The sequence below is a fragment of the Acidiplasma aeolicum genome (assembly GCF_001402945.1).
Lineage (GTDB): Archaea > Thermoplasmatota > Thermoplasmata > Thermoplasmatales > Thermoplasmataceae > Acidiplasma > Acidiplasma aeolicum.
This window is the reverse complement of sequence record NZ_LKBG01000233.1, coordinates 1-12449: the sequence shown is the minus strand read 5'-3', so window position 1 is coordinate 12449 and position 12449 is coordinate 1. Positions and strand designations below refer to the sequence as shown.

The following is a 12449-nucleotide window of genomic DNA, read 5'->3' as shown; positions in this document are numbered from 1 at the left end:
AATTTTAAACATTGCAGCTGTGGCAAAACCCTCGCCGATGGCAAGTACAGAACCACCTATCAGGGAGGCAAGCCCGCTGATGCCTCCCAGGTACGCACCCATGAAAAATGATTCAAGGACCATCCATGTTCCAAGGCCTCCAATTCCGGGGAATAAACCGGATAGTGATGAAAAAATAAAAAATTTTCCGATTTTATTGGCACTGCTGGAATTCTTTGATACCATGCTGAAGTATTCCGCACCGGTATTGCCAACGGACATAAAAAGGCCTGTTTTTGCTATGGAATGCCCCATTGCGAAGATTACTACTGAAATAATTATAAACATCCTTAATATGTGATCATTAAATGTAACATAAAGGCCAATGGCTGACAGAAGGGTGCCGTTATTCTCTATGGTGCTAAACCCACCCAGTGATTTCATATTTTCCGATATATAAGCATAGAGTGATCCAAATATAACAGATATCACACCTATGGCGGTAAATAGGATTCCTATGGTCTGTGATTGTGGTGATAATAATGCGATTTTTGTTATGCCATATACACCCATAAGCGTCATGGTGGCGCTGAAAAGTGCAGATGAATTTGCCGGGGCACTTCCATGTGCTATTGGAAGCCACTCGCTTATCATAAATGGTGTTAACCCCATTTTTGACATTGCACCAATGGTAAAAATTAAAAGTACATAATCATTGGTTAGGATGTTAAATCCAAAATTGCCGGTATAAAAATATGACATAACCGCTGCTGTAATAATAAAAACTGTGGATATTTCAGAGAAAAACATAAAAACATAGGCCTCAGCATCATTCCTTTTATTGACAGCAACGGTAACATATGCAGGTATTGACATAATTTCCCAGCCTGTTATGAATATTAAAAAGTTTGATGAATAAAGTATAACCATCATGCCTGAAATTGTTAAAAGGAAAAGCGGGGAAAGCCATTTTCCGTAGGATTTTGAGTAGGATATGGAATATATTGATGATATTATCCATACGGCGCCTGAAATCATGTAAAAGTACGTTATATAATTATATCTGTTAAATGTGATAAAAATAAAGGCAATTGAGGATATTACGGATAATACATATGCAAACGTTCTGTATTTAATCGATACGGGTACAGAAATAAAAATTATTACAAGTGGAATATAATATAATATATTTATATTAATCACCTCTGTACCTTAAAATTGCAGATATGATTGAATATGGCGTTGGTGGGCAGCCAGCTATTTCCACATTGAATTTTTTATTTATGCCTGAGCCAATAATTCCACCTGAAAGTGTGCATGCCCCCATTGCTATTACTATTTTTGGATCTGGCATTGCGTTATATGCCTCCTCTATTATTTTTTCCATGCCGTTTGTATAAACACCCATAATAACAAGGGCATCGGCATGCCTTGGAGTTTCAGCCTCAAATATGTTAAACCGGTTTGCATCATACTGTGGAGAAAATATCGATTTTAATTCTGCATTGCATGCACCGCATGTGCCTGAGTCAATAGGATACAGGTAAAATGATCTTTTAAATATTTCAGGCATTTTTCCATGGATGTTATATATATTCTGGTTACCGGTTGGTCTTAAATCGCACCTTCCACAGAAAATGCATTTTTCCTTAATCCATGTTCCATTACTTATGGCACCTGTTGGGCAGTCATAACTGCTTTTTCCCTCAAGAACTGATGGATAATCAGGTTTAAACATGCTTTCATCGGGATTTTTTTCAGTTTTTATTCCCTTTTTTATACCGTTAAGAAACCATAGTGTCATATAAAATTCACCCCCATTTCAGAAACCCATATGCCAAAACTTTCCCATACAAAAAAGAAATCTGTGAAGATATTACCAGGCAGTGCCTTTTTAAATGCATAAAGATTAAGAACCGATGGTGATGACATTATTATATCAGATATTCTGCCATGATCAATTTTAACATAATAAAATATGTCTCCCTGCGGGGATTCAATTCTGGCGGCCCCCTCACCAGATTTATTTAAATCATATTTTTTCATGTAATGTTTTTTAATACCTGTATTTAATATTATATCACATGCTGAAAATATTTCATTGCTTCTAACCATGAATCTTGCAAAAACATCACCGGAACTGTACGTGCATATCTTATAACCATCATAGAGTAATGATTTTGAGTCAATTCTGGCATCATACTTAAGGCCGGCTGCCCGGGCAGCAGGGCCAATGGAATTTACATCCTTATATATTCCATTCTCCTGTAGCCTGTCCATAAATATCTTTGATGCCAGGAGGTCATTATACAATAATCTGAATTCCTTTTCAATATCACCAATTTCTTTTAAAACATAATCAATATTCCCATTAACCATGTTTATTAAATTTGCACCGAAGAAAAATCTGTGCCTGAATGATACTGAAATGATCCTTGATACCCTTTCTATAATGTAAGAGACCTGCTTCTCTGGTACGGAAAAACCTGCAGACTCACATAATCCCTTAATGACATGCAGATTTGATCTTATCCTTTCAAGTTCTATTTCAATTATTCTTTCATTGTTTGAATCAGAATTTTCTATTTCCAGGGCATCCTCAACTGCAAGCAAAAAGCATACTGAATTTGATGCGGCATGGTATCCATTTACCCTCTCTATTTTTAAAAGTGCAGTGTATATATCATCATTAATAATTTTAATATCCCTCATCTTATAAGATGGATTAACATCAACATTTTTTATTATCTCGCCTGGGGTTTGAAGGGTAAATCCTATGGATTCCTCAAGGCCGCCAGCAGATGGTCCATATGCAAAATTTATCTCATCTGGATTTTTTTCATACATTCTGCTTTCTTCATCCATTACTGAAATAAAGCCCTCAGAGTATATACTGTAATTTTTATATTTTCCTATCAGCCTGCCAGATTTAATCCCATTTTTATAATATTTCATTTATTATCACCAGAAATACAATTCCAATAAAAATGGCAATAATACCTGAAATAAGGGGTATTATGGAGCCATTTGTTTCATTATACTTATAATCCCCCTTAAATATCATTTTTGAAACATTCAAATTAATGGAGACAAAGGCAATAAAAATTGAGATTAAAATAATTATGAACTGTGCATAGTAATGTATTGTAATCACCGAATAAAGTATAAGAAATTCTCCAAAAAACGTTCCATATGGTGGTGTCCCGGTAACAGCAAAGGATGATATTAAAAGGGATGAGGAAACGATCTTATTTTTCATAAATCCTGAGATATTATTAATATCCTTCGTCCCGGATATCTTCATAATTTCTCCGGTTGAATAAAATGCACCAGCCTTGCCAAAACTGTGGGCCAGTAAAAGAACAAGGGAGCCAACAAGCCCGGCATATGTACCTGTACCAATGCCAATTAATGCCATGTTCATATTCTCCATTGTTGAGTATGCGAACATTCTCTTGTAGTTGTGCTGGTAGGTTAAAAACAGCGCCGCAAATAAAACTGATACCGTGCCTGCCCACACGAATATTTCAGGCATGGGATATATCTCATATATTCTGTAAAGTACATAAAGTGCTGTTGGAAGTAAAACACCGGAAAACATGGCACTGACCGGGGCAGGTCCCTCACTGTGCGCATCCGGAAGCCATGTGTGCATTGGAAAAACCCCCACCTTGGTACCAAATCCAACAAGGGCTATGCCAACAGCAAGCCTTACAGGCAGATCACCCGTGCTGGACCGGTATATAATTGCGGTAACTTCCAGTGTATGGAATGAATAATATATGAGTATTACAGATATAAATGCAAATGTAACCCCTGCAGAAACTATAATTATGTAACGCCATGTGGCCTCAAGCGATGCATCATTTTTTTCTGTTATTATTAATAGTGCTGATGATATGGTTGTTGTTTCAATACCCACCCACATGAATCCATAATTATTAACCATAAGTGCAAATTCCATTGAGATGTAAAAAAAGTTCATCAAAAGGTAATAATTTTTTTCTGTAATTCCCCTATTCTCGATTCCCTCTATGTATTTTCTTGAATAAAGTAGTGACATTAAATATACTGATGAAACCATTAGAATGAATATAAAATTTATCCTTGTTATGAAGAAAAACCCTTTATAATTAAGGCTGAAATACAATGGTATTAGCATTATCATTTCCAGAATGGCCCCGGCAACAGATGCATTTTTAATGCTTTTATAAAAAGCGCCCGCTATAAGTGGAATTATAAGTATAATTAAAGGTACTATTATCATCCCCTCAACTCCTCCATTCTTTCATGTACATTTTTTTCAATGCTTATAACAGAGAATATTACAACAAGTATTAGCACATCTAGAAAAACACTGCTTTCTATTATTATTGGAACCGGCAGCAGAAATGTTCCAAGGATGATCAGTGAGTTTTCCTCCTCCACATAGCCAAGGATCTGTGCAATGGTTCTTCTTCTAGATGCAATTAAAAACAATCCCTGAAAGAATAATAGAAGTGGGAATAGTATTATGTTCTTTACAGGGAATATGATGGTTTTTATTTTTATAAAAGAAATTGAGTATACAATAAATATTGATGCTATTATGAATATGAGGTCAAGTATTAGCAGGTATGTTGTGCTTACCCTTGGCTCATACACATAGCTCAAACTCCTTGGTATTCTTTTTATTAAGAAATATGTAACCAGAAATACCCTTAAAATTATTACAAGAATGCCAAGTATTATAAATGTATAATTTTTTAGCATCATACCAAGCATGAAGGCTATAATTGCAATAATAAGCGATTGAAATGCCAGTGTTAAAACCATAGATCTAAGATACTTGTTGCCCTGAATGTAAAATCCGGTGATAACAAGTACAGCAGATATTAAATAAATAAGTGTATAAATTATGTTCATCCAATCACCTCTGTTAAAATCAGGAAAAGTATTGAGAAAATAAAGGCCACAGCAAGAAAGTCTACAACCTTAAACAGTCTTAGCTTGGCCATGGTTGTATCTATTATAAGCACAATAATTATGAGAAACATCCATTTTAAAAACATTACAGGTATGTTTAATAAGAAATCTGGAAATGTGTTTGTTATTCCCCACGGTATTAAAAACACATTTAACAGGACCGACCCAAGCAGATACTGTTTAATGTATGAAGACCATTTATTTACTGCAAGCAGCTTGCCACTGTATTCATAATCTATTCCAGAATCTATCATTCCCATTTCCTGGAGACCCTCACTCTGTGTGGGTATCCTTCCAGATTCATAAATGAAAATCATGAAAAACGCAAAAATGGCAAAGATATGAACAAGGCTAAGATTTGATAATGGATGGGATATCAGATAATTATTGGTTACATAGGGATTGTTTGTGCCCGTTATAAGTGCCACTGCAAAAAACACCGTTATAAGTGTCCCCTCACTAAAAAAATTAAATGATAAAATCCTTGATATTCCAAGGGATGAAAAATTGCTTCCCGAGTCCATGGTACCAGCAATTTTAACAAATGCCGCCGCAGAAAACAGTATTGCACCAGCAAAAAAATCGCCCGATGCGGTAAATATAATGGGCCTTGACATAAATACGGGAATAATAAGTGCAATTAAAGAATATATGCCAAAGGCAATATAGGGTGCGACTATAAAAAGCCGTGTTGATTTAAAGCTTATTAATGTCTCCTTTTTAAGGAGCTTAAAGATATCATAATATGGCTGAAATATGCTAGGTCCATGCCTTGATTCAATAATGGCCTTTAACCTCTCAAAGATACCTGCAAATAACGGGGAAGCAAGAATAACGAATAAATATTGAGATAATGTCTCCACAACCAGATGAATCATGGGTATCACCAAGTAGACGTCATCAGCCCTCTGGCATTGTGGAGACGTCATTCCATACCGGTATATTATTTTTCATTATTTAAAATTTATTTTTAATTTGCTTACATATAATGACATTTATAATATTAAAATGGTCCTAATTTTTAAATAAATTTAAAAAAAGGAATTTAAAAAATATTCATAAAATTAACTGCTGTATTCAAAGTCCTTTTCCTCTATTGTCCCCTCCTCTTTAACATGTTTGGTAAGGTACATTACAAGTGTTATAAGGCCTACAACGAGCAGATTTATGCCAAGCCCTATAAGGCCTATGTAAACCTCAAAGAAGTATTTATAGAATGATACTGTTAGATTCATCTGGACCAGCATTATAACAGTTATAACAAGGCTTACGAACCATCCTATTCCAACAGACCACTTGTTTAATTTCCTTGTGTATAATGAAAGAAAGACCGCCGGTAATGTTTGAAGAACAAATGCACCGCCAAATGTCTGTAAGAATATTATCTGCCTTGATGCGGCTGGCACAAATGAGAATAGCAGGGCACCAAGAATAACAACCACCACCATTATCCTTGTAACAACGGATTGCCTTGCGGATGAGGCCTTTGGATTTATGTATTCAAGATAAAGATTTCTTGTAATAAGGTTTGCGGACGCCAGTGCCATTATGGATGATGGTACTATGCTGCCTATCACAACCGCGGCAAATGCAAAGGATGAGAACCATGATGGGAACATATGTTCTATTAGATACGGAAATGCAAAGCTGCTTGCTGGTGCACCATGCTTACCGTCAAATGGCATTCCTAGAACGGCAACTGCGGCCACACCCAATAATGTGACAAATAGCAATAAAACGCTGTATAACGGTAAAAGGGATGAATTCTTTTTTATTGTGTTTGCATCCTTTGAACTTAAGGCCCCGGTAAATGCATGAGGATACAGGAATAGGGCAAGTGCAGACCCAAATGCCAGTGTAACGTAGCCGGCATCGAGTGCAGGGGATATATTAAGGTTTAATCCGGCTACCTTTGCATCCGAAAATATTGTGCCAAAGCCTCCGAGTTTTATTGGCACAACAATTATTATTGTAAGAACAGCAGCCCATATAAGAACATCCTTAACAATGGCTGTCAGTGCTGGACCCCTTAGGCCACTTATAAGTGTAAATCCTGCAACAAAGAGGAATGCCACTATAAGGCTTAACTCAACGGGAAGCTTCATTGAATCCAGTAATACCTCTATGCCAACTATCTGCAATGCTATATATGGCATTTCGGCAACAACACCTGTTAGTCCAACAAGAAGGGCAAGAAATCTTGATGAAAATCTATCCTTTACATAATCCCCTGCTGTTATGTATCCCTTATTTTTTGAAACCGCCCATAATTTTGGCATGAATATATAAACTAACGGATACACAAGAACAACATAGGGTACTGCAAACATGGCAAGCCCGCCGGCTGATGCCTCAAGGCCCGGCACCGCTATAAGTGTGTATGCAGTATATATATCACCACCTATAAGGAACCATACTATTACGGTACCAAACCTCCTGCCGGCCAGACCGTATTCAAGTTCATTTTCAAGACTTGCAACCCTCTTCCAGAATACGGCAAGGAAACCCACAACAATGGCAAAACCTATAAGGCCGAAGAACAGGATATAATCGAGATCATTGTACATGCTTATCACCATTTTCCCTTCTTTCATTTAAATATACTATGCTTGTGAACAGCGCAGTTAGAAATATCCATAGCATCTGAAACCAGTAGAAGAAAGGAAACCCACCAAGAGATGGGGAACTCCTGTTGTACAGTGTTATTCCAAAAAGCAATACTATAAAAGGTATTGCCAGTAGTATTATATTTATTACTTTCATTAGTAGGCTCATATATTATAAATATTTAAACTTTACCTAGCATTTATTATACGTAATCATTTTATTATTATCTTCTAAAAATTGCATAAAAAATTTTTTAAGATTTTTTATCAGTAATCATAATAATTTTATTAAGCCTTAACTAAATATTTATTTAATTCCATTTCATTAACATTATGTGTTTAATGAAGATGAGGTTGTTGAAAAAATTAAAACGTTCTTAAAGAGCAGGCTTAATGGTAAAATCGCGGTGCTTGGAGTCAGCTCTGGAATAGATAGCTCCTTGGTTTTAAAATTACTTTCGGTTTCAATAAATACAAATAAAATTAAGGCAATTTTTATGCCTGATAGATTTACCAGGGAATCAGATTATGATGATATAAAGGCACTTGAAGATAATACCGGTATAAGGATAGAAACCATTAATATAGAGCCTGTATTTTCTTCATATATTTCAATTTTGGGACACACCGATAAAAAAATTGAGGGAAATTTAAGGTCAAGAATCAGGGCCACCATACTGTATTATTTTGCAAATCAGTATAACGGCCTTGTAATAGGAACAACAAATCGTACCGAGTATCTTCTTGGATATTATACAAAATTTGGTGATGGTGCATGTGATATTGAACCCATTGAATTCCTTTATAAAACAGATGTAAGAAAAATATCAAAATATCTTGGCATACCAGATTCTATAATAAACAAAAAACCCTCAGCAGGTCTCTGGGAAAACCAGTATGATGAGGATGAGCTCTCAATGCCGTATGATAGGGTTGATCAGATCTTAATTGATATATTTGATAAAAATATACGAAAGGATACTGACGATTATAAAAAAATTATTGGCATATATAACAATTCCGAGCATAAAAGGAGAATGCCAGAAACACTGAACTAAAATGTTTATATCGACAATTACATATGAATACTACGAGATAAGTTTTATTTTAATAATAGCAGCGTTTTCCATACCAATATCGAGGAAGGCATCAACTGTATACATACCGGTTCTCATTGTATTTGGCCTGATTTTTGGGCCGGTTCTCGGATTAATATCACATGGCTTTGCCATCTATTTATTATCATCATTTGGAACTGTTGGAATAGGCCTGCTTGGTCTTGTAATTATCCTTTATTATGAATCACATAATATAAATCCAAGAATTTTAAGGAGATACCTTTATAAAATTGCCTCCCTAGATACTATAGGTATGGTTATTACTGCAGTGGGTGCTGGGATATTCTTCTCAATTTTAACAGGTGCACCTTTTATAATAGGATTTTTATTTGGTGCAATCATTTCCCCAACCGACCCCGCATCACTGATTCCGACCTTCAAAAAAATAAAAATTAGGGATGATGTATCTGGAACTTTAATAGGAGAAAGCCTTTTTAATGATCCGCTTGGCATAATACTTTTAACAATAGGGATCGCCCTTACAGCACCAAGCGTATCGTATTCCATGCTTTTTACATTTCTTTATAATCATACAGGAATTATATTTGGCTCAATCTCATTTCTTATGCTGGAAATAGCCGTACCATCTGCCATAGGAATAGGACTTGGATTTATTATAATATACTTAAACAGGTATTTTAATTTTGAAAACCTGCTGGTTGCACTTACACTGGGTATTGTCCTATTTGAATTTACATCACTCCAGGCAATAAGCATAACACCATTTCCAGCCATAATAGCAACAGGTGCAATAGTTGGTAACTATTCTGATAAAAGCATATTCTGGAATCGTGAGACAAGCTTTAATGAAAATTTATCATTTATGGCACAGTCAGTTATTTTTATCCTCCTTGGAAGTATTCTGACACGTGTGCAGCTTATTAATTATATATTCTTTGGGTTTATAATATCCTTAATTGTTATATTCGTTATCAGGCCACTTGCGGTATTTGCATCCCTAAGCATTTTTGATTTTAGCAAGAATATAATAAAATTTGATACCAGAAGCAAAATATTCATGTCACTGGTAGGACCGCGGGGGGTTGTTCCTGTTGTGCTTTCAACCGTACCATTTGTCATAGGCTCACAGGACCATATAAAAATATTGATACAGTACGGTGCAATTATATATGCATCAGTCTCATTTGTTGTTTTAATATCAATAATACTCCAGACCATCTATGTCCCATATATTGGAAGGATCCTATTTGGTGATGATAAGGGTGATGAGGTATCATAAAATTTATACGCCATTCTGTAATAACCATGTAGGGCCGATAGATCAGCGGTAGATCGCTTCCTTGGCATGGAAGAGGGCAGGGGTTCAAATCCCCTTCGGTCCATTATATAAAAATTAAAAATTCCAAAATAAATTTTAAAAATCAAAACAAACAGGAAACTAAAATTTTAAAACAATTAATACGTGATAAATATACTGCTGAAACATTTCTAAATAATTAATTATAAAAATACCTGAATTAATTAAATTTATACATAATTTGTAAAAAGTTTTTAAATAATATGATTTATTTAAAAAAAGCATGAACACAAAAACAATTGATGTATTAAGATGGCTTGCAATACTGGGCTCATCCATATGGGCAGGAATTCACATGACACTGCTTGGTATAAAATTACCATACATAGTAAAGGTATTTTTTGGATTTGTAATTGCAATATCCATAGTATCCGCAATGATATACGTTAGTGATAAAAAGAGTTTTTATCTTCCTGTTTTTATTTTTTATATTCTTGATACAGCCTTATTGCTTGAATCAAGAATAACCATTGCCCCGGTATTTGGAAAAAGATTGCCATGGACTGCATCTGCCCTGGACAGTATAATTTTGGATGTTATACTGATTATATTATCCGGCATCATATATTTTATTGGAAGAAAATCCAATTAATCCCTTATTTTTATTGTACTATGGCCTAAAACTTTAACTTATATAATCAAAACCTTAATTATATTTTTAAGTTTAGGTTAATTAAACATTATACAGGTGCAAACATTTTGGCCACAGGTCGTTAAGGTCTACCCAGAGGTATACCCATTTATCAAATTTGGAGGTGGCAAAGTATATGAAATCAAAGCTTGAGAAGCTTTTTCAGGCAAAAATAGGTTTAAATAAAAAGGTTCAAAAAATACATGAACCTGCACATATACTTAATGGGGCTGGCCGGGTTTGAACCGACGACCACCTGGTTATGAGCCAGGCGCTCTACCTAGCTGAGCTACAACCCCTTCCAAGCATTATTACTTTTTCACTTTTAAATCTTTTTAATGAGCGCCGTCAGTCGGGTTTGAACCGACGACCGCTCGGTTAACAGCCGAGTGCTCTACCTACTGAGCTATGGCGGCACTGTTATTAGTAATTACATTCTTATTTTTAAGATTTTCCGTTTTTAAATATTAATAAAATTAAAATTCAAATCTTAATTTACCATCCTCATTTATATTAACTCCATTTATTTTATTTATAACTAATTTGATTCTGTATTTATCCTCCATTATGGAATGTTTTTCAAATAATTTAGCCGCATCATTTGTAAAAAACAATCCATCATTTGGGCCGCACCCTGAGGGTTTTAGATACATCCTCATTTTTATATTGGAGAGTTCTTTAAGATCCTCTGTATTTAAATAATCCTTAATAGCATATACAGAAATTATCTCAACATCCATTTCTGAATCATTTTTAATGCCAAGTTTTGATGATAGATATAATGATCTGATGGGTATATAAAATCTTGATGCATCATCATAGGCAGGTCTTAAAAATTTTTCAGACTTGATAATCGAATCCACTTCTATCATTGTATGCATAATTTCATAATTATAAATAAAAATAATCATATTGAAAATAAAATTTACCAGATTATTATTTTTTCATGTTTTCTATTTTCTTTATTGTATCCATTAAAAACCATTTCAAAATCTGGATGATTCCATACCGGTATCTCCCCCCTAAATCTGGCCGGGGCATGTGGATCTATTGTAATAAGCCTTTTTATCTCATTTTCCCTTATCTTCCCGCGCCATACCTGTGACCACGCAATGAAAAATCTCTGCTCAGGTGTAAATCCATCTATATTTTTCCTTAATTCAGGATGTTTTTCCAGATGTTTTTTCAATGCTGCATAGGCTATTGTTACGCCGCCTATATCCGCAATATTCTCCCCAAGTGTGAGCCTGCCATTAACCTTTAGTCCGGGAAGTATTTCCAGTGAACCATAAAGTTCTGCAATTTTATTTGCAATATTATTAAAGGCATCCTCATCCTCCCTTGTCCACCAGTCTGTTAAATTTCCATTTTCATCAAAATGACGCCCCTCATCATCATAACCATGCGTTATTTCATGTGCTATTATGCCGCCTATGCCACCATAATTCACCGGGTCATCCATATCAGGATCAAAAAATGGTGGCTGAAGAATTCCAGCAGGAAACACAATTTCATTTGCAAGCGGGTTAAAATATGCATTTACTGTGGGGGGTGTCATCTCCCACTCGGTATGGTCAACAGCCTTTCCTGATCTATTAATCTGCCTGTTTATTTCAAAAATTTCTGATCTGAATACATTTCCAAAATAATCATCCGGTCGGATTAAAAGACCCTTATAATCCCTGAATTTTTCTGGATAACCTATTTTTGTTGTAAACCTTGAGAATTTATTAAGTGCCCTTGATTTTGTTTCATCACCCATCCATTTTACATTTTTTAATCTCTCACTAAATGCATCCTTTATGTCATTAACCATTATTTCCATTTTTTTC

The 12449-nt window shown here is 35.1% G+C and carries 13 protein-coding genes and 3 tRNA genes; 4 read left to right on the top strand and 12 right to left on the bottom strand.

Annotated elements, in window-relative coordinates:
• The 8 genes from AOG54_RS05965 to AOG54_RS05930 form a co-directional block, all read right to left on the bottom strand.
• Nucleotides 1–1182, bottom strand: a 1182-nt coding sequence (locus AOG54_RS05965; protein ID WP_201779325.1) for a proton-conducting transporter transmembrane domain-containing protein, incomplete at its 3' end; no start/stop codon positions are given.
• Nucleotides 1175–1783: an NADH-quinone oxidoreductase subunit B family protein gene (locus AOG54_RS05960; RefSeq protein ID WP_048101627.1), complete on the bottom strand. Its 609-nt coding sequence runs from the start codon at nt 1781–1783 to the stop codon at nt 1175–1177. The genes AOG54_RS05965 and AOG54_RS05960, both read right to left, overlap by 8 nt.
• Nucleotides 1780–2934 (bottom strand): NADH-quinone oxidoreductase subunit D-related protein, encoded by a 1155-nt coding sequence (locus tag AOG54_RS05955; protein ID WP_054964317.1) that lies wholly within the window; start codon nt 2932–2934, stop codon nt 1780–1782. The genes AOG54_RS05960 and AOG54_RS05955 overlap by 4 nt, the downstream gene beginning before the upstream one ends.
• Complete coding sequence (locus tag AOG54_RS05950) at nt 2921–4246, bottom strand: proton-conducting transporter transmembrane domain-containing protein (protein ID WP_054964316.1); 1326 nt, start codon at nt 4244–4246, stop codon at nt 2921–2923. Before AOG54_RS05950 ends, AOG54_RS05955 begins: the two co-directional genes overlap by 14 nt.
• Entirely contained in the window at nt 4243–4884 is a 642-nt protein-coding gene (locus tag AOG54_RS05945; protein WP_048101624.1) for a hypothetical protein, read from the bottom strand. The genes AOG54_RS05950 and AOG54_RS05945 overlap by 4 nt, the downstream gene beginning before the upstream one ends.
• Nucleotides 4881–5873: a respiratory chain complex I subunit 1 family protein gene (locus AOG54_RS05940; RefSeq protein ID WP_236692471.1), complete on the bottom strand. Its 993-nt coding sequence runs from the start codon at nt 5871–5873 to the stop codon at nt 4881–4883. The genes AOG54_RS05945 and AOG54_RS05940 overlap by 4 nt, the downstream gene beginning before the upstream one ends.
• 135 nt (nt 5874–6008) lie before the next feature.
• On the bottom strand, nt 6009–7511 hold the full coding sequence (locus tag AOG54_RS05935) for a sodium:solute symporter family protein (RefSeq protein WP_055032535.1): 1503 nt from the start codon (nt 7509–7511) through the stop codon (nt 6009–6011).
• Nucleotides 7501–7707 carry a DUF3311 domain-containing protein gene (locus AOG54_RS05930; protein WP_048101621.1) on the bottom strand — a complete coding sequence of 69 codons (207 nt, stop codon included), beginning with the start codon at nt 7705–7707 and terminating at the stop codon, nt 7501–7503. The genes AOG54_RS05935 and AOG54_RS05930 overlap by 11 nt, the downstream gene beginning before the upstream one ends.
• A 178-nt stretch (nt 7708–7885) precedes the next feature.
• Here AOG54_RS05930 and AOG54_RS05925 point away from each other — a divergent pair, with 178 nt between their 5' ends.
• The 4 genes from AOG54_RS05925 (at nt 7886) to AOG54_RS05910 (ending at nt 10578) form a co-directional block, all read left to right on the top strand.
• Nucleotides 7886–8608 (top strand): NAD+ synthase, encoded by a 723-nt coding sequence (locus AOG54_RS05925; protein WP_054964313.1) that lies wholly within the window; start codon nt 7886–7888, stop codon nt 8606–8608.
• A gap of 1 nt (nt 8609) precedes the next feature.
• Nucleotides 8610–9908, top strand: a complete 1299-nt coding sequence (locus AOG54_RS05920; RefSeq protein ID WP_054964312.1) for a cation:proton antiporter — start codon at nt 8610–8612, stop codon at nt 9906–9908.
• 31 nt (nt 9909–9939) lie between these two features.
• A tRNA-Ala gene (locus AOG54_RS05915) sits at nt 9940–10011 on the top strand.
• Nucleotides 10012–10209: 198 nt separating this feature from the next.
• Nucleotides 10210–10578, top strand: a complete 369-nt coding sequence (locus AOG54_RS05910) for a hypothetical protein (RefSeq protein ID WP_048101578.1) — start codon at nt 10210–10212, stop codon at nt 10576–10578.
• A 264-nt stretch (nt 10579–10842) separates the two neighbouring features.
• On the opposite strand, the gene AOG54_RS05905 is transcribed toward AOG54_RS05910, so the two are convergent.
• The 4 genes from AOG54_RS05905 to AOG54_RS05890 all read right to left on the bottom strand — a co-directional run.
• Nucleotides 10843–10916, bottom strand: a tRNA-Ile gene (locus AOG54_RS05905).
• Nucleotides 10917–10960: 44 nt separating this feature from the next.
• Nucleotides 10961–11033 (bottom strand) — tRNA-Asn (locus AOG54_RS05900).
• A 60-nt stretch (nt 11034–11093) separates the two neighbouring features.
• On the bottom strand, nt 11094–11489 hold the full coding sequence (locus AOG54_RS05895; RefSeq protein WP_054964311.1) for a hypothetical protein: 396 nt from the start codon (nt 11487–11489) through the stop codon (nt 11094–11096).
• Nucleotides 11490–11542: 53 nt separating this feature from the next.
• A partial coding sequence (locus tag AOG54_RS05890) for a M13-type metalloendopeptidase (RefSeq protein ID WP_162200874.1) occupies nt 11543–12449 on the bottom strand: 907 nt, incomplete at its 5' end.